The organism is Haliovirga abyssi (assembly GCF_030295325.1).
GTDB classification, from domain to species: Bacteria; Fusobacteriota; Fusobacteriia; order Fusobacteriales; family Haliovirgaceae; genus Haliovirga; species Haliovirga abyssi.
In genome coordinates, this window is record NZ_AP027059.1 from 1,961,300 (window position 1) to 1,979,919 (window position 18,620).

The following is an 18,620-nucleotide window of genomic DNA, read 5'->3' on the forward strand; positions in this document are numbered from 1 at the left end:
AAAGAACATTTAAAAAATCAGTTTTTTATTTTTTGTTATAAAAACGCTTAAACAGTTGCATACGTTGGGCGTGGCTTTCATAAAAGAACCTTGAGCCTTTTAAAACAAAATTGGAAAGTTATTTTTAAGTTATTCCTTAATTAAATTATACCTCAAAAAAACTATTATGCAAAATTTTTATTTGTAATCTGGCAAAAAATATTTTTTTCCTGTCTTAGGATGAGTTAAAATTTCAAAATTAATCTTATACACTTTTTTTATCAATTCTTTTGTTATAACTTCATCTATATCTCCATATTTTTCAACTATTCCATTATTTAACATAACAATTTTATCACTATATTCTATTGCCATATTCAAATCATGCAACACAGCCACAATTGTAATAGATTTATCTTTTTTCACTTTATTTAATATTTTTAATATTTCAATTTGATAATGAATATCTAAATGAGAAATTGGTTCATCCAAAAATATAACTTTACTCTCTTGTGCCAAAACTCTTGCTATTATTACTCTTTGTAACTCTCCACCACTTAATTCTGTTATATATTTATCTCTAAATTCCCACACTCCTGTTAATTTCATAACATCTTCTACTATTTTTTTATCATCAATAGATTCTTCTTGAAATCTTTTTAAATAAGGGTTTCTCCCAAACATAACTACATCTTCTACTGAAAAAAAAATATTTTGTTCTCCAAATTGTGGTACATATGATGCCATTTTTGCAAATTCAATATTGCTATAGCTTAACAGGTCTTTATTTAGATATAATATTTCATTTTTTTTTACATTTAATATTTTTAAAAATTTCTTTAATAATGTAGTTTTTCCAGAACCATTAGGCCCTATTATAGATATAAAATTTCCTTCTTTTATATCTAGGTTTATATTTTTTAATATTTCTGTATCTCCATATTTAAAATTTATATTATTCCCTTCTATAATACTCTCTTTTCTATTTTTTTCTTTTTTAATATTATTTTTTATATTATTTTTCATTAAAATACCTTCTTTTTATTTTTATATAACAAATATAGAAAATAAGGAACGCCTAATATAGAAGTTATTACACCAACTGGTATTTCTGAAGGCATTGCTAATACTCGTGCTATAATATCACATCCAATTGCAAAAATTCCACCAAATAAAAATGAAAATATAAGGCTATTTTTATAATTTTGTCCAATTAAAATTCTAACTATGTGTGGTACAATAAGCCCAATAAATCCTATTATTCCTGTAATTGAAACTATTGCTGAAACTACTATTGCCGATGAAAATAGAAATATCTTTTTTACAAATTCCACATTAACACCAATTGTTTTAGCTTCTTCTTCTCCTAATTGTAATATATTTAGATCTCTCGTAAAATATATTGCTAATAACAGAAACAGTAATAATATAATTCCTAAAAAAATAATTTGTTCCCAATATACAGTAGCAAAACTTCCCATTGTCCAATATATAATATCTGCTATTTTACTTCTATTAAAAATCATTATTAATGATATTACAGATGAGAGGAAAAAACTAACTGCAACCCCAGCCAATAAAATAGCAATAGGTGGCAAAAAACTACCAACTTTTGCTATTTTATAAACTATTACTATTGTTAATATTGCTCCTAAAAATGAAATCATATTTATTATACCCATACTCTTAAAAAAAACTATTCCTAGCACTGCTCCCAATGCTGCTCCTGCAGATACTCCTAATGTATATGGCTCTGCCATTGGATTTTTTAATATTCCTTGATAGATACTTCCAACTATTGCTAATCCGCCGCCAGCTAATAAAGCTAAAACTGTACGAGGCAATCTCAATTTAAATATTATAATTTCATATGCTTTTTTAGCATTGTTATTTCCTAAAATAACATTAAAAACATCATTTAATGGTATTGTCACACTTCCAAATATTATAGATAAAATAAAAAATAAAATCAATAATATTATTGTAACAAAAAACAAAACTTCTCTATTTTTCATTTTATAACTCCTGTATGAAATATTTTTGCTAATTGATAAATTCCATCTGCTAATCTTGCAGATTGTCTATTTAATAAATTATCATCTATTTCAAATATTTTATTATTTTTTACTGCTGATAACTCTTTATAGCCCTCTAATTTTTTAAAATCTTCTTTTGCATTATAATATTTTGATACAACTATTATTTCTGGATCTTTTTCTATTAATTTTTCTAAACTATATTTCCAACCTTTTATTTTAACAATATTTTCTCCTCCTGCAAGAGTTATCATTTTATCTATATATGTTCCTGCCCCTGCTGAATAATCTCCATATTTACCATATCCCACCACATAATAAACTGTTGGTTTTTTTAAATTCTTTACTTTTTCAGAAATTTTTGAAATTTTACTTTTCATATTATTTATTATCTTTTCTGATAATTTATCTTTATTTAAAACTTCTCCTAACTCTCTTATCATTTTATAAGCCCCATTTATAGATGAGTCATTATAAAAAGTCACAACTGTTATTCCCACTGACTCTAATTTATCTACAAATTTTTTCTGAACATGAACTGATGCTAATACTACGTCTGGATTAATCTCAATTATTTTTTCTAAATTTGGATTTAATAAATCTCCAACTGCTTCTATTTTTTTTACCTCTTTTGGATAATCTCCATATATTGTTCTTCCTACTAATTTCTCACCGGATTTTAATGCAAATATTGTTTCTGTAATAGCTGGACTTAATGACACTATTCTATTTGGCTCTTTATTTATAGTAATATCTCTTCCATAAGAATCATGTATTTTTATTGGATAATTGCTTCCAAATGTTAGCATTACTATGAATAACATAAATATTAATATAATTTTTTTCATTACTTCCTCCATTAAAATTTCGAATTCTCATTTTATATAAATCAATCCCTCATCTAAAAAACTATATTTCGCTTTTGGCAAATTATGAGGACAAGGGCGAACACATAGATTCGCCCTACACAAATCACAATTAAAACTTATATCTTACACCTAAATCAAAATTCCTTTCCGCTGATGGATAGTATGCCATTTTATCAGTTGCTCCATAAAGATATGGGCTATATACTATTGTGCTTGAATATTTTTCATTTAAAATATTTTTTATTCCACCAAATATTTCTATATTATTTATTTTATAACTAGAATTAATATCCAATGTTTTATAACTTTTTACTTTATCGCCTTTATTCTCCAAATCATTTATTGCATATCTTTTCCCAATATAATTTAAATTTCCTCTGATTTTTAAATTTTCAACTGGATTTATAGTTAATATTAAATTAAATTTATGCTGTGGAACTCCTGGCACTTCTTTACCTTTATATGCTCCATCTGTAATTTCACTTTTTATATATGAATAACCCTCTTTTAATGTAAATATAGAAAAATCTTCTTCTAATATTATATCTGCTCCAGTTCTCAAAGTTTTTCCAGACATATTTTCATTTTTATAGCTAGAACTATTATAATATATTTCATCCTTCATTTCTGTTTTATATGCATTTATATCTACATATAATATATCCACAATAAAATCTGTTACTCCTAATTGTAAATTATTGCCAGATTGAGGTTTCAAATCTTTCATATATTTCCCAAAAGTAAGATATTCATCTGTTAATGGTGTCCTGTAATTTGTGTTATACTCTAAATATAATTTTCCAGTAGGTCTATAATTAAAATTCATCCCTGCTGTATATAAAGTTTTATAATACGCTTTTTCATCTGCTTTTTTACTATCGTTATAATATTTTAGACTGTTTTTTTCTCTTCTTAACCCACCTTCAATTTTTAATAAATCTGTTAATTTTAAATCATTTAAAATATAAGCTCCTATTTTTTCTTTATTAACTTTGTTTAAATCTGCTCTGTTTTCTCCAAATTTATAATCCACACCATAAGAACTTTTAAGGTTACCTATAATATATCTAAATTTTAAATTATCTGCTATTTCTTTAGAATCTGTTGTTGATTTTGGAGTTCCCCAACTAATCATATCTGTTATCAATTTTTTTTCTACATATTTAGAATTATTTTCAAATTTAATATTGCCTATTTCAAATTTTTCCCATAATCCATATTCTTTTGTTTTAGTTGCTCCATTATCTTTATTTTCAGTTCTTCCAACTGGACTTCCTGAATAATCCGTATATAGAGCATCTGCTCTATCTTTTTCCATTTCATCCTTTGTAAGAGAACCTGGCATTCCATAACTATCTTTATAATTTTTATAACTCATCCCTATTTTATCCATTATAGATAAATTTAATTTAAAATTCTCCATATTAAATTTAGAGTTTTTTCTATATCCATCCAAATCTTTTTTATTATATCCTAAATTAATCGACATAATCTCATTTTTATATCCAATTTTACCAGAATATTTTTTTGCATTATAACTTCCCACATTTAATCCTATATCTCCACTTACACCATTTTTTTTACTTTTTTTTGTAATTATATTTATTACTCCTGATACAGCTTGGTCTCCATAAAGTACCCCACCACTTCCAGGTAACACTTCTATTCTTTCTACGTTATCTAATAAAACGCTATTTATATCTGCTCCAGACATATCTATAGAATTTATACTAATTCCATCAACTAATATTAATAAATTCTTTTTTGCATTATCTCCTTGACCATGCAAATCAACTGTAACTGTTTTCCCACTACCTGTATAATCTGAAATAACAATTCCACTTATATCTTTTAAAACTTCTGATACTGTAGATGCTCCGCTTTCTTTTATTTCTGATTCTGTAATGATTTTAATATCTTTAGAACTATTTGATATAGTATTCTCAAATCTTTCACCAGTTACTGCAATATCACTTAATTTATACTCTTCAGCAAACACCATAATACTTAAAATAACAAAAACTAATAGTACTCTCTTCAATTTAAAATTCCTCCTCAATTTTTATATAATCTTAGTTTCAGATGAACATTTTAAAAATAATATTATTATATTCTAAAATAGAATACATAAATTACTTTTAAACTACTCTTAAAAAAAATCATATAGTTATTAAGGAGGAATATTTCTTTTAGTCATATATATGACCTCCCCTCCGAAGGATTCCTGTGGAACAGCTTAAAAATTACATTTTCAAACTATCCCTATCTTTTTATCAGGTAAGTCTCCTGGCTTAGCTTCATTCTACTAACCTCCTTCCCGGATTTTATCCAGTGGTATTAGGCTTTCGTCTGCTTTACAGTAGCGGGGGCTGCTTTGGATTTACACCAAATTCCTCGTTATGCTTATTATTAGGAATGACTTAAAAACAACATTATCATTTTGTTTATAAAACAAGCACTGTTTCTAGCTTTCTTATAAACAGATATTAAAACATTATTTTTTAAACATTCCTTAGCACCTGATAACTTATTATATCATAATATAAAAAAAGAATCTATGGATTAGTATTGTAAAAAAAAAATAAAGTCACATAAAAGTGACTTTACTTTGCTTTTCTTAATATTTCTTCTTCTTCATTATATTTTATTTTACCATCTGCTATTATTTCTCCACCATCATCTAAATTAATACTTCTGTTTTGTCTTATCTTTGCTGGAACTATAGAAAAGACTCCATTACCTAATTTTTCAATTCTAGATCTTACTGCTAACGAAGCTCCACTTAAAAAATCTAAAGTTCTTTGCGCTTCCTCTTTTGAAAGAAAAGTTAAATTTAAATTTACTATTTTGTGGCCAACCACCTCTTCTGCAATATATCTTACCTCTTCAAATTTTTCAGGAGCAAAACTTGCATACTCTATTAAATCATAACTTTGAAAACGAGCTTGTGTCTTTGATTTTACATCTTTTATTGTTACTACTTTGTCTGAACGATTTTCTTTTTTTGCTACTACTTCTTCTTCAAACTCTTCCTCTTCAACAGGAAACCCTATCATATCTATTACCTTATTAAATATACCTTTCATATATTTCCCTCCTCTCTATAAAAATATTTTACTTCCAATTCTTATCATTGTAGCTCCCTCTTCAAGTGCTATTTTATAGTCATTTGTCATACCCATTGATAATTCTGTTAATCTTCCATTAAAATAGTTTTCGTTTAATTCTTCTTCCAATTCTCTCAACTCTCTAAAAACTTTTCTGACGATATTATTATCTTCGGCAAGTGGCGCCATTGTCATTAGCCCTTTTATATTTATATTTTTTAATTTTAAAAGTTCTGTCATATCATTTTCCAAATCTTCTCTATTATATCCAGATTTTGACTTTTCTCCTGAAATGTTTACTTCTAGCAATATATCAACAACTCTATCAATTTTTTCTGCTTTTTTATTTATCTCTTTTGCTAATCCTAAAGAATCCACTGAATGAATTAAAAATATATAATCTATTATATATTTTATCTTATTTTTCTGTAAATGTCCAATAAAATTCCAATTTATATCTTTTTCTTTTAAAATTTCTCTTTTTTCTCTTAATGCTTGAACCCTATTTTCTCCAGCATTTTTGATACCTGCCTCTAAAACTTCCTCTACTCCTTTATAATCTACATATTTAGTAGCTGCTATTATTTTTACTTTATCTGGATTTTTAGAATATTTCTTTATATCCTCTTTTATCAATTTTATATTTTCTGCCACACTCATTTTATAATTCCACCCTTTCAATAATATCGGAATAAAATATTTTTTTCTTTAGTTCTAAATATTTATCTATCTTTTTCTCTTTCTCACTAGAAAGAATATTACTTTGTTCTATTTTCATTATCTCATACTCTAAATGTTTTTCAAAAACTGATTCAAGAATTAATATGTTATATTTAGGTCTTATTTTATATTTTTTTATCATATTATTTATTATTATTTTTTCTTCTTCCGTAATACCATTAAATTCAAATAAAAAATTATACAATTTTTTATCCAATATTTTTCTTTTAAATTTAGAAATATTTACAATCATAAACCCCAACGAAAAAAATGCAACTATTATAAGTATAACTAATAAGGCATCTCTAAGTGCATTTGGGTTGGATTTTATTTGTATTCCTCTTAAAAAATCAAAAACATTATATTTCATTACAATCACAGCCCTTTTTCATAATATTCTCTTGCTAGAGTTTGTATCTCGCTGTTTTTATCTGTCAAATAAAATATTACTCCATTTTTATATTTTATTTTATATGAAGCTTTTAATACATTCTTTCTAATCAGGTCATCTTTATCTTTCATTAATGCATTCAACAAATATTGTTTCTCTGTTAATCCTAATTCTCCAATTACAAACACAGCACTTACTTTCATTAATTTATTTGGCATAGATGCCATTTTATCAATTTCATCTATAACTTCTTTTTTCCCTAATCTATATAAAGCCATAATTGCATTTGCTCTTATTCTGTTGTCTTTATCATTTAAAAATGGTACTAAAAGTTTTGCTCCTGCTTTTTTATTTAAATTCCCAAAAACTTCTATTGTATTTGCTCTTACTCTTTTGTCTGGATCATTTAATAATTTTAATAATCCTTTTAACAAATCTATATCCGATATATTCACTATTATATTTACAACAGATGCCCTTATTGTTTTATCTGGATCAACTAATGCTTTCTCTAAAATTTTTTTAAATTTATTTTTATTTGGCATATATCTCAATATTTCTATAACTCTTTTTCTAGCTTCTGGATCAATACTTTGTATTTCATTAGATAATATATCTTCTGTCTCTTCTTCTACTTTTCCAAACATTTTAACAACTTTTTTCTTTGTATCTTCATCTAAAATTAAAAAATTATCTATATATTTTTTAAGGCTTTCATGAGCTATTATCTTACTAGCTTTCTCCATAACACGTTTATTTGGATGATCCATTGATTCTAAAATTATTTTTTTAGCAGATACTGTGTTTATTTTTGCAATTGCTTCTATAGCACATAATTGTACACTATCTTTCGGATCAGATAACATCTCTTTAAAATCTTCTAAATATTTTTCATTTTTTTCTTCACCTAATATTTTTATTACGCTTTCCCTTATTTCAGAATCAGTATCTTTTAATAATCCAATTATAATTTTATAAATACTCTCATCACCAATAATACCTATTATTTCAACCGCAACTTTTCGTTCATAGCTATTTTCTGATTTTATTTTTTTAATTATTTTTTCTAATAGCTTATTTTTTCTTAAAAAATCTGATAAACTTCTCTTTTCTTCTTCAGATAAATATTGTATATTTTTTATGACATATTCTCCTATCAATCTCAAAACTTCTTCTTCAACTTCTGATTTCACTTGATAATAAGATAATAATTTCAATCCATTACTTTTTACTTCCAATTTTTTTGATTCTAACATCTCAATTATTAAATAAATTTTTTCTGGAATTTTTATATCTTTAATCAAATTAAAATAATCATTTTTTACCATCCATCTATTTTCTAAATCTTCTCTTATTATTTTACTCCCTGCTTCTTTAAATTTAAGAAGTATTTTTATAATATATACTGCATTTTTTATATCTGTTTTGCCTAACTCTTTTTTCAAAAGAATTAATATTTTGCTCTCATCTTCATTGCTATCTTCTATACTTATTTTTTCCATAAAAGCCATAATTCCTTGCTGTGCTTTTAATTTTACTTCTTCAGAATCATCCCCACTTAATATAACTAAATATTTCAGCACCTCAAAACTTCTCAATTTTTCTAATAGTTCTAATATATTTAATTTCATTCTAGGCATTGGAAGCTGCATATGTTTATCTAAATATTGCAACACAACGTCTCCTTTTTTTGCAAGTAAAAATATTACCTCTTTAACTACTCTTCTATCACTATCGTCTAATAAAGTTACTAATAATTTTAAACTATTTTCATCATTATAAATGCTAATATTTTGTGCAACTGTTTTTCTCACTTCCCATTCTCTATCTTTTAATATTTCCATATAAAACTCTATAAAAATTAATGTTTTAACAGAAGATAATTTTTTCAAAAAAGCAATCCTTACATTTTTATCTGGATGTTTCAAAAATAAAGTTATATTTTTATACCAATCTGTATTTTTAAAACTACTTTTTATTCTTTCTAAAAAACTATCAATTTTCAAACTGTTCTCTAAAAAAAAATAACTTAATTTTTCATTATTATGTAATATCTCTATAATTTCATTTTGAATTTTTTTATTATTATATACTTTATCCAAAACTTTATTTAATTTAACTATATCTTTTGTTTTGTAGATATTCATTATTATAGATTTTAAATTATTTCCACTCATTTATTTCATCCCCTATTTTATAAACTCTACAAAAACATCATTTGCTAAAAATAGACCTTTTTTTGTCAAAAAATATCTATTTTTTATCCTATTTAATAAATGCCTCTTTATTAATTTTTCGGCTATTTCAACATATTCTGAATTTAATATTTCTACTCCTTCTCTTACGAGTCTTAGCCCTAAAATATATTTATACTCTTCTATATGTCTATCATTTAGTTTTTCTACTTCTTTAATTGGAAATTTTTTATTATCTATTTTCTCAAAATATTTTTCAAAAGTTATCTCATTTTTATATCTTTTATTTTGTATATATCCTGAAGCTCCTAATCCTGCTCCAACATAATGTTGATTTCTCCAATATTTAAGATTATGTTTCGATTCATAATTTGTTTTTGAAAAGTTAGATATCTCATATTGATTATACCCTATATTTTCTAAATATTCAATAATATATTTATACATCTCCGCTTCTAAATCTTCTCCAACTAAATTTAATTCTCCTGATTTCTTCATTTCCCAAAATTTTGTATTTTCTTCTAAAATCAAAGAATATATAGAGATATGTTGGGGAGATAATTCCTCTAAAACATTTAAATCTTTTTTTAATGTTTTTAATGTTTGTCCTGGAACAGCAAACATTAAATCTAAATTAATATTATCAAAGCCTGCTTTTCTAGCATCTTTATAAGTTTTTATAGCAATTTCGCTATTATGGATTCTTCCCAAAATTTTTAACGTCTCATTATTAAAGCTTTGGCATCCAATGCTAACTCTATTAATACCTAAATTTTTTAATTCTTTTAATTTCTCATAATCAACTGTTTTAGGGTTAATTTCAAAAGTTATTTCAGCATTTTTTGCAATATTTATGCTATTCAATATTTCTTTTACTTCCTCTATTTTTAATAATGATGGCGTTCCACCACCAATATAAACTGTATCATATACATAATTAGAATATAACTTTAATTCCTTTATTAAATATTTTATATATAGATCTCTATTTTTATTATTACTAAATGAAACAAAATCACAATAATTACATTTCTTTACGCAAAATGGTATATGAATATAAATTGCATCAATCATAAAATTCTCCTTAAATTATGTTAAAAATTTTCACTTTAAAAAATCGTATTCTAAAAAAACAACATAGCTTATTTTCTAATAAACTTGTACTTCCCTGTTATATAAAAAAGTAGAGAGAAACTCTCTCTACTTTTTCTAATAATTTTGTTGCGGGGAAGATAGCTTGATATAAAATTTATCGTCCTCTTTATAAAAAACCTTAACACATTTTTTTATTTTTCTTTAAAACTTTTTATTTTTATTTTATTTCCATATCTCTCTTTTTCCACTTCCATAACTCTTTCTCTATTTCCTGATTTTGATTTTATTTCAAACTCCTTTTTTTTAGCATAATAATTAACATAAAATGGCTTAGTCTCATTAAAAGCATTATCTTCTAACTGACACCAAATAGTATAAATTCCTTCTTTTGATGCTGTTTTATATTCAAAACTATCTTCATAACTAATCCAAGATTTATATTTTAATGTATCTTTTTCATTTGATATTTTATATCTAAATATCCCTGATAAATTATCATTCGCTTCTATCTTTACTTTTATATTACTTCCAACAGTGTATTTCTCTCCGTCAGGTAAAATAAGCTGTCCAACTGGTGGAGTTCTATCTATTCCAAATTTTATAACTTTTTCTGAAAAATTATCATTTAAATCATATGCTTTAATTTTAAAAATAAATTTTCCTTCTGCATCTATAGTTACAAATAGTTTCTTCTTATTCTCTTTCCAGTTTGCCATTCCAGCTCTATAAAGCAATTTATTATTTTCTGCATTTTCTATTGAAATTTGATATTTTTTTATTTTATTCTCTTTTAATAATGGTAAATCCTCTATTTTTTTTATCATAAATCCATTCTTAATCTGCTTAGAATATACAATTTCATCTGAATTCTCAATATTGTAATAGTAGTCCCAATAAGCATTTGGCTTTTGAGGAGAAATATTATCTATGATTTTTATTTTTTCTTCTAATATCTTCTCACTTTTATTCATATTATTATCCCAAATTTCTAATTTAACCTCTAACTCCGTTCCCTCAAAATCATAAAAACTTTTTAAATTATCCAAGATAACTTTATTATCAAACCTGAATTTTAGTTGAATTTTAGTTGATTTACTATTTGGGTTTTGTTGCATATACCCAATCTCTTTACCATTATAAAGAAACCATAATCTCACTCTATAAATCCCAGAAATATCTTCTATATTTAATAACAACTTTGGATATTTTCCTTCTTCCATATTTATTAAACTATCACTTAGTTTATATTCCAATTTTGGAGGTAATTTATCATCTTTTTTTCCCTCATATTTTTTTTCTTCTGTAAATATTTTTTTTAATTTTTCATACTCTTTTTTCTTATCTACTATTTTCTCTTTTGTTTTTTCTTTAATTTTTATATTTTGATTAATATTAGTTTTTACTCTCTTCTTATTTTTTAAATTTTTTATAAATCCAAAATATAAAAACAGACTGCCTATTCCTAATATTAATGTAATTATTAAAATATATTTTGTTCTTTTCATATTTTTTCTCCTGTTTTTTATTGTTATGTTAAAATAATAAAGTCAGAAGAAACTTAACCTCCTGACTTTAAGAATATTAAAAAAATAATATTATACTATCCATTCATAGAAAAATCTAGATATATCGCTTAATTACTAATTTAAAATAATTGTAGCGTTCAAACTAGGATAAACATGAATAATTAGCCACTAATGTACACAAATATATAATACTAATAAACCCCTTTATCATTAAAAAATTTACCATATCCCTTTTTATCAGTCCCAACAATATGCTCTACTAACCATTTATTTAAAAAATCCATTAAATCTTTAGATAACGTTAAATCTCCATTTTGAAATTGTTTATATGCCTCTTCAACTTTTGCCACAAATTGTCTATGTATTTTTTTATGAGCTTCTCTGTTTGGATAATCATATTTTTCAAAATATTCCTCTTCATGGCTAAAATGGGTAACTGTATAATCTGCTAACTCCTTCAAAATATCCCCCATAACGCTTTTACTTTTTCCTTCTAACATTGCATCATTCAAATCATTTATTAATCTAATTAAAACTTTATGTTCTTCATCAAATATTCTCACACCTGTTGATATTGCAGGAGTCCATTCCATAAATTTTTTCTTTTTATCTTCTTCAGTTATTTCTATTTTTATTTTTCCTATACTATTTTTTAAAGCAGTTGAAACTTCTGTCAAATTAGATGATAACAGCAAAATATCTTTTAAAGTAACTGCAATAATTTCTAGATCAGATGATTGATCTTGCGATAAATTACTTATGCTTTCACCATCATTTGCCACACTTTCTGTAGCTGCTGTAATCTCCTTTATAGAAGATGATTGATCTTGTATTGCTGTAGATATTTTACCTATTTCTCCATTAGTCATATTTGTTTTTTCAATAATATCATCTATTTTTTCTATTGTATTTTCAGAAAGTTCCATACCTTTTTTTACTTCTTCATATCCTAATTTTACAGCTTTTATAACTTCTGTTACTTCATTTTGAATAACTTTTATTAATCCATCAATTTTATTTGTAGCTTCTTTTGAGTTCTCTGCCAAATTTTTAACTTCTTCTGCAACTACTGCAAAACCTTTTCCTGCTTCTCCTGCCCTTGCTGCTTCTATTGCTGCATTTAATGCTAGTAGATTAGTTTGTTCTGAAATTTTCCCAATTAATCCTACTATATTTCCAATCTCTTCAGAAGATTCCCCAAGTTTTATAGATCTAGTTTCTATAGCCGATACTGTTTCTTCTATCTTTTTTATCTCATTTAGATTTTCTTTTACAGCTTCGCCGCCTATACTAGCTAACTTAGCTGTTTCATTTGAAATATCCAAAGTTTTTTCTGCATTACTTGCTACTAATTCAAAACTTTCTGATAATTCATTTACTGTAGCATAAATTTCTTCAGTAGAAGAATATTGATTTGTTACATTTTTCATAACATCTGCTGTTTTAGAAATAAGTTCTTTTATATTTTCTTTATTCCCGTTTTTTCCCTCCATTAAATTCTCTATATTATATGTCAAATCATAAGATGTGCTTTCTACTTTATCTCCAGTAACATTTATTCTCACTATTATTTGTTTAAATACTTTCATAAATTTATTAAATTCTAAAACTAATCCTCTTAACTTTCCTTTTATACTCTCATCTGCTAAATCTCCAAAGATATCTTTACCTAATAATAAATCTTCCAAATTTTCCTTCATGTGATTAATAGCTTTAGTTTCTTTTTTACTAATAAAAATCCACCCAACTATCAAAATTAAAATCTCCAATACTGTAATAACTAACCCTAAAATAATTCCTTTTCCAAATATAATTAAAAATATATTTGACAATAATACTACTCCCAACAATAACAAATTCATAACAATCCCTCCCTATTTTTTTATAATTATTCTAATTCTTATTCTAATGAACGTTTAAAAAATAGCTCTCTAATATTTTGTTATAAAACCGCTTAAATAATACTTAAATCATTGTGTATTTCAGAACAAAATAGGTGAATTATTTTTTAAGCTATTCTTAAATTAAGTATACCACATAAAATTCAATTTTCACAATTTTTTTTTTTACTTTTTTTAATTTTTTTTACTTATTTATCTCTATCATTTCCAAATTCAGTGGAGTTCCTCTTTTTATATCCACCACAACTTTTTTTCCTAATATATCTTTATAATATTTTGGAGCAATTCCATATCCAGGTCTTATACTCCTCACATTTTTTTCATTTAAAATCTCACCTTTTTTTATATCTTCCACAACAAATAAAGATCTCGCAAATACTCTACTATTTTTTTTCTTTTCTGTTAATTCATAATCAACTTTTCCAAGTGTCTTTTCTACATCTCTTACTCTATCCACCATCTCTTTAAATTCATCTGGTGTCATAGAAAAACTCGCATCAGGTCCGCCTATATTTCTATCTATTATAAAATGCTTTTCTATAACTTCTGCTCCAAGAGCTACTGCTGTTGTTGGAACTATACTCCCTATTGTATGGTCAGAAACCCCTATTTTCACATTAAATTTTTCTTTCATATCAATCATTGTTTTCAAATTTGCATCTTCTAATTTTGCTGGATATTGAGATGTACATTTCAATAAAGTTATATCACTATTCCCAACTCTTTTACAAGCTTCTATAGCATCTTTCATCTCTTCTAATGTTGCAATTCCTGTAGATATTATCATTGGTTTTCCTTTTGAAGCAGCATATTCTATTAATGGAATATCCGTTATTTCAAAAGATGCTATTTTGTATATTGGAGTATTTAACTTTTCTAATAAATCAACTGCTGAAAAATCAAAAGGGGTAGAAAATATTGTTATTCCTATCTCTTTTGCATAATCAAAAAGTTCTTTATGCCATTCCCAAGGAGTGTAAGCTTCTTGATATAATTTATACAAAGTAGTTCCATCCCAAATTGTTCCTTGTTTTATTTTAAAATATTCATTATCACAATCAATGGTAATAGTATCAGCTGTATACGTTTGTATTTTTATAGCATCCGCTCCAACTTCTTTTGCTTTTTTTATAGTTCTTTTTGCATTTTCTATTTTATGTCCATGATTTGCAGATAATTCTGCAATAATAAAACAACTTTTCATAATTAACCTCCTTTTTTGTATTCCTATTTTCTATATTTTCTTTATATATTTCGAAAATTCTTCTCCTTCTTTAAATAAATTAAATCCTAACCTCTTAAATAATTTTACCGAAGAAATATTATTTTTATTAATCACCGCTATAATATTTTTTATATCATCTCTTTCTTTTTTTACTTTTTTTATTACATCACCCAAAATATATTTTCCCATACCTTTACCTTTTATTTTTTCACTAAAACTAGCACTTATTACTGCTTCTTCTTTATCTATAATTTTATTTAATCTAACTTGTCCCAAAAAATCATTTTTACCACTCTCTATAACAAAAAAAATAGTGTTTTTATCATTTAATTGTTTATCAAACCAAATCAAATGTTCACTCCAAAGAATTTTATTTTTATTTAAAGAATATCGTCTGACATAATCTTTATTTGATAAATCATATATGTTTTTTTTATCTTTTTCTTCCAGTTTTCTAATTTTATAATCAATAAAAAAATTATTAATTATTCTATTAACACCTTTTCCATCTATAATTTTTGGAATTTTAAAATAGTATAATTTTAACTTTTCTATTGTAAATTCATCAAAACAATTTATTCCTAGTTTTGATAATCCTTTAATATTATTTTCTTGATTATCTGCCACTTTTATTGCAACAAAAGGAATTCCTATTCTTAATAATTCATAAATAGTCTGACCTGCTGCCGAAATTGCAAAATCACATTTTAACATTAAGTTTTTCATCTCTTCTGCATTTAAATTATAATAAAAATTTGTATTATTATCTGCTTCTTTTTTTATTTGAGCTATATTTTTATAACCTTTTCCTATTACTATATGTTTTTTTAGTTTTAAATCATTTTTAGCTAATAATTTTAGAATTTTAGGAGTAATATTTTTAATATCTGAGCCACCAAATGTAATTAAAATATCTTCTATTTTTTCTTTATTATCTTTATTATCTTTATTATCTTTATGGTTTTTCATAATAGGAATATTCAAAAATTCTTTTCTAAGTATTACATAATTAGCCCCCAACAAATATCTTATTCTTTCTTTTTCAGGATAATTTAATTCTTTTCCATAAATAGAAGGATTAACAACTATTCCTTTAGGATATTCTATTCTTTGATTATCATCAATATATAAAATTTTCCCCACTTTATTTGATATAAATTTATAAATTTCTTTGTCTGCCAAATATGAATCTATTATAACATAATCATTTTTATGTAACAAATTGGAAAGATAATTTTCATCTCTCCAATCTATTAATCTGATTTTTTTATTTTTAATTATATCTAAAACTTCTTCATCTCCATTTATAATAAATTCAACTTCATATCCTCTTTTTTCTATCTCTTCATAAAGAGCACTACATCTTGTTATATGCCCATACCCTATTTCAGTTCCACCTTCTGTAAATATATAAAATTTATTATCCATAATATTTCTCCTTTAGATAATTTTTAGCTCTATCTAAATCTTGATTATTAAGTAGTCTTATCGCTTCATCTATCTCTTCATTCAAATTTTTACAAACTTTTTTCTGCTCAATTTTATTATTTATATTATATAACCATTTTTTCTCATTAAATAATTTTATAATATCTTCTGCTCTAAAATATCTATTTTTCATATATAAAAAATCATATACTGCACATAATAATATATAATCTTCTTTAGTATCCAATGTTATTCTTATATTAGGAGCTCTTAATTCATCTTGAGCTTCCAAAATCCCTATTTTAAATTTTTCAGAATGACTCTTATAAATATATGGAGTTACATGCTCTATTTCAAATTTTTCTTTTGCATTATTATAAGCCTCTTCCAAAACTTTAAAATTAATTATTTCTGCATCCAAGCCATGAGGAAAACTTCTTTTTAACGCATTAGTTGTATAATCATTCTTCTCTTTTATATGTTTTTGTATTAATTCATCTATTATTTCCCAATCTATACAAGGACAATCGCTAGTTATTCGCACTATAATATCTAAATTACTTTTTTTTGCTGATAAATAGTATCTTGATAATACATTCTCTTCTAAGCCTCTATAAAAATCAACTTGCTCTCTGTTTGCAATTTTAATAATTTCATTATCATCTTCGTTTGTAGTTGTTGCTACTATTATTTTATCTATTTTTTTACTTTTTTTCACTCTTCTTATTACCTGCTCTAATACAGTTATTCCTGAATCAAAAGGCAGGAATTGTGCTACTTTCCCTGCCAATCTTGATGAGCTCATTCTAGCTTGAATTATGCATCCTATTTTCATAATTATCACACCTTAATATCCTATTTCAATTTCATCTAATGCTTTTTTTAAATCTTTTGCATCCAACCATTCACTATTATCTCCAGAGTTATATTCCCATCCTTGTTCTATTAATTTCCCGCCAGGTAAAAAATACTCTTCAAAATTCCACCATTCAAAATCAGGATAAATAATATAATAATCTCCATATTCATATGTCATTCTCGAATCATCACTTGTAATCATACGTTCATGTAATTTTTCCCCTGTTCTTATTCCTACCTCTTTAATTTTTCCACTAGGCAACATAGCTTTTACTAATTCTGTTATTTTAAAAGATTCATTTTTAAATACAAATGTTTCTCCGCCCTTAGATTCATCTAATGCTTTAAATACTAATTCAGAAGCCTTTTCAAGTGTCATCCAAAACCTTGTCATTCTAATATCAGTTACAGGCAATTCCGTTGCTCCATTATCAATTAATTTTTGAAAAAAAGGTATTACAGAGCCTCTACTTCCAGCCACATTTCCATATCTAACTACCGAAAAAACCGTTCCTTTTTCTCCTTTGTATGAATTTGCAGCTATAAACAGTTTATCAGATACTAATTTAGTTCCACCATACAAATTAATAGGATTTACAGCTTTATCTGTAGACAATGCAATAACTTTTTTCACACCACAATCAAGAGCAGCATCTATTATATTCATTGCTCCATTTATATTTGTTTTTATAGCTTCCTTCGGATTATATTCACACGCTGGTACTTGTTTCATTGCAGCAGCATGAATTACATAATCTATCCCTTTAAATGCTCTATATAATCTTTCTCTATCTCTTACATTTCCAATAAAAAATCTCAATTTTGAAAATTGTTTTTTAGTTAATTTTTTTTCAAACATTTGCCTTACCATAAATTGTTTATATTCATCTCTTGATAAAATAACAACTTTATCAGGATTATATTTATTAAATATAGCTTCTATAAATTTTTTCCCAAATGAGCCTGTTCCACCAGTTATTAATATTTTAGCATTATTTAACATTTCCATCATTCTCCTTTTTAATTTCTTAAATTTTAAATTTTAAATTTTCTTTATTTCTTTTATTATCGGCAAGTTATCAAAATTCCCTAAAATCTTTTATCTTTTATCTTTTATTTCTTGTTTTTATCTTTTAATTCCCCCGTGCATTTGCGTAAAGTTATAAATTTTCTTAATGGATTTGCCGTTAAGCAGCTGCCACTGTCTGAGCGCAGCGAGTTTGGCAGTTGTAGGCAAGTCCATTTAGAAAATTATAACTTGGAGCACTAGCACTTGATTTTTTGCTCCTT

General features: G+C 25.2%; 15 protein-coding genes and 1 riboswitch. All 15 genes read right to left on the reverse strand.

From position 1 onward, the window contains the following. Positions 1 to 177: 177 nt before the first annotated feature. Positions 178 to 1,005 carry an ABC transporter ATP-binding protein gene (locus tag RDY08_RS08685; protein ID WP_307903982.1) on the reverse strand — a complete coding sequence of 276 codons (828 nt, stop codon included), beginning with the start codon at positions 1,003 to 1,005 and terminating at the stop codon, positions 178 to 180. Beyond that, the gene (locus tag RDY08_RS08690) at positions 1,005 to 1,994 is read right to left on the reverse strand and encodes a FecCD family ABC transporter permease (protein ID WP_307903983.1); all 990 of its coding nucleotides are present in this window, start codon (positions 1,992 to 1,994) and stop codon (positions 1,005 to 1,007) included. The genes RDY08_RS08685 and RDY08_RS08690 overlap by 1 nt, the downstream gene beginning before the upstream one ends. Beyond that, positions 1,991 to 2,863, reverse strand: a complete 873-nt coding sequence (locus RDY08_RS08695) for an ABC transporter substrate-binding protein (protein WP_307903984.1) — start codon at positions 2,861 to 2,863, stop codon at positions 1,991 to 1,993. The genes RDY08_RS08690 and RDY08_RS08695 overlap by 4 nt, the downstream gene beginning before the upstream one ends. 130 nt (positions 2,864 to 2,993) lie before the next feature. Then, complete coding sequence (locus RDY08_RS08700; RefSeq protein WP_307903985.1) at positions 2,994 to 4,925, reverse strand: TonB-dependent receptor; 1,932 nt, start codon at positions 4,923 to 4,925, stop codon at positions 2,994 to 2,996. A gap of 218 nt (positions 4,926 to 5,143) precedes the next feature. After that, positions 5,144 to 5,323, reverse strand: a riboswitch (cobalamin riboswitch). Between the two features lie 164 nt (positions 5,324 to 5,487). Beyond that, the gene (gene sepF, locus RDY08_RS08705; protein ID WP_307903986.1) at positions 5,488 to 5,970 is read right to left on the reverse strand and encodes a cell division protein SepF; all 483 of its coding nucleotides are present in this window, start codon (positions 5,968 to 5,970) and stop codon (positions 5,488 to 5,490) included. A 15-nt stretch (positions 5,971 to 5,985) separates the two neighbouring features. Beyond that, a complete protein-coding gene (locus RDY08_RS08710; RefSeq protein ID WP_307903987.1) occupies positions 5,986 to 6,651 on the reverse strand; it encodes a YggS family pyridoxal phosphate-dependent enzyme in 666 nt (221 codons plus the stop codon). A gap of 1 nt (position 6,652) precedes the next feature. After that, on the reverse strand, positions 6,653 to 7,081 hold the full coding sequence (locus tag RDY08_RS08715) for a hypothetical protein (RefSeq protein WP_307903988.1): 429 nt from the start codon (positions 7,079 to 7,081) through the stop codon (positions 6,653 to 6,655). A gap of 5 nt (positions 7,082 to 7,086) precedes the next feature. After that, complete coding sequence (locus tag RDY08_RS08720) at positions 7,087 to 9,279, reverse strand: HEAT repeat domain-containing protein (RefSeq protein WP_307903989.1); 2,193 nt, start codon at positions 9,277 to 9,279, stop codon at positions 7,087 to 7,089. A gap of 12 nt (positions 9,280 to 9,291) precedes the next feature. Beyond that, positions 9,292 to 10,371 (reverse strand): radical SAM family heme chaperone HemW, encoded by a 1,080-nt coding sequence (gene hemW / locus RDY08_RS08725; protein ID WP_307903990.1) that lies wholly within the window; start codon positions 10,369 to 10,371, stop codon positions 9,292 to 9,294. Positions 10,372 to 10,583: 212 nt separating this feature from the next. After that, on the reverse strand, positions 10,584 to 11,897 hold the full coding sequence (locus RDY08_RS08730) for a hypothetical protein (protein ID WP_307903991.1): 1,314 nt from the start codon (positions 11,895 to 11,897) through the stop codon (positions 10,584 to 10,586). A 212-nt stretch (positions 11,898 to 12,109) separates the two neighbouring features. Beyond that, positions 12,110 to 13,780, reverse strand: coding sequence for a bacteriohemerythrin (locus tag RDY08_RS08735; RefSeq protein ID WP_307903992.1), 1,671 nt, complete (start codon positions 13,778 to 13,780; stop codon positions 12,110 to 12,112). 223 nt (positions 13,781 to 14,003) lie between these two features. After that, positions 14,004 to 15,023 carry a pseudaminic acid synthase gene (gene pseI / locus RDY08_RS08740; RefSeq protein WP_307903993.1) on the reverse strand — a complete coding sequence of 340 codons (1,020 nt, stop codon included), beginning with the start codon at positions 15,021 to 15,023 and terminating at the stop codon, positions 14,004 to 14,006. A 30-nt stretch (positions 15,024 to 15,053) separates the two neighbouring features. Next, positions 15,054 to 16,472: a UDP-2,4-diacetamido-2,4,6-trideoxy-beta-L-altropyranose hydrolase gene (gene pseG / locus RDY08_RS08745; RefSeq protein ID WP_307903994.1), complete on the reverse strand. Its 1,419-nt coding sequence runs from the start codon at positions 16,470 to 16,472 to the stop codon at positions 15,054 to 15,056. Then, complete coding sequence (locus RDY08_RS08750; protein ID WP_307903995.1) at positions 16,465 to 17,307, reverse strand: cytidylyltransferase domain-containing protein; 843 nt, start codon at positions 17,305 to 17,307, stop codon at positions 16,465 to 16,467. Before RDY08_RS08750 ends, pseG begins: the two co-directional genes overlap by 8 nt. A 12-nt stretch (positions 17,308 to 17,319) precedes the next feature. Continuing rightward, positions 17,320 to 18,342: a UDP-N-acetylglucosamine 4,6-dehydratase (inverting) gene (gene pseB / locus RDY08_RS08755; RefSeq protein ID WP_307903996.1), complete on the reverse strand. Its 1,023-nt coding sequence runs from the start codon at positions 18,340 to 18,342 to the stop codon at positions 17,320 to 17,322. Positions 18,343 to 18,620 lie beyond the last annotated feature (278 nt).

Excerpts from the sequence above, each read along its gene's own strand:
- RDY08_RS08685 (WP_307903982.1), bottom strand. The coding sequence starts at position 1,005 with ATGAAAAATAATATAAAAAATAATATTAAAAAAGAAAAAAATAGAAAA.
- pseB (WP_307903996.1), bottom strand. The coding sequence starts at position 18,342 with ATGATGGAAATGTTAAATAATGCTAAAATATTAATAACTGGTGGAACA.
- pseI (WP_307903993.1), bottom strand. The coding sequence starts at position 15,023 with ATGAAAAGTTGTTTTATTATTGCAGAATTATCTGCAAATCATGGACAT.
- pseG (WP_307903994.1), bottom strand. The coding sequence starts at position 16,472 with ATGGATAATAAATTTTATATATTTACAGAAGGTGGAACTGAAATAGGG.
- RDY08_RS08720 (WP_307903989.1), bottom strand. The coding sequence starts at position 9,279 with ATGAGTGGAAATAATTTAAAATCTATAATAATGAATATCTACAAAACA.
- RDY08_RS08735 (WP_307903992.1), bottom strand. The coding sequence starts at position 13,780 with ATGAATTTGTTATTGTTGGGAGTAGTATTATTGTCAAATATATTTTTA.
- RDY08_RS08750 (WP_307903995.1), bottom strand. The coding sequence starts at position 17,307 with ATGAAAATAGGATGCATAATTCAAGCTAGAATGAGCTCATCAAGATTG.
- hemW (WP_307903990.1), bottom strand. The coding sequence starts at position 10,371 with ATGATTGATGCAATTTATATTCATATACCATTTTGCGTAAAGAAATGT.
- sepF (WP_307903986.1), bottom strand. The coding sequence starts at position 5,970 with ATGAAAGGTATATTTAATAAGGTAATAGATATGATAGGGTTTCCTGTT.
- RDY08_RS08690 (WP_307903983.1), bottom strand. The coding sequence starts at position 1,994 with ATGAAAAATAGAGAAGTTTTGTTTTTTGTTACAATAATATTATTGATT.
- RDY08_RS08710 (WP_307903987.1), bottom strand. The coding sequence starts at position 6,651 with ATGAGTGTGGCAGAAAATATAAAATTGATAAAAGAGGATATAAAGAAA.
- RDY08_RS08730 (WP_307903991.1), bottom strand. The coding sequence starts at position 11,897 with ATGAAAAGAACAAAATATATTTTAATAATTACATTAATATTAGGAATA.
- RDY08_RS08715 (WP_307903988.1), bottom strand. The coding sequence starts at position 7,081 with ATGAAATATAATGTTTTTGATTTTTTAAGAGGAATACAAATAAAATCC.
- RDY08_RS08695 (WP_307903984.1), bottom strand. The coding sequence starts at position 2,863 with ATGAAAAAAATTATATTAATATTTATGTTATTCATAGTAATGCTAACA.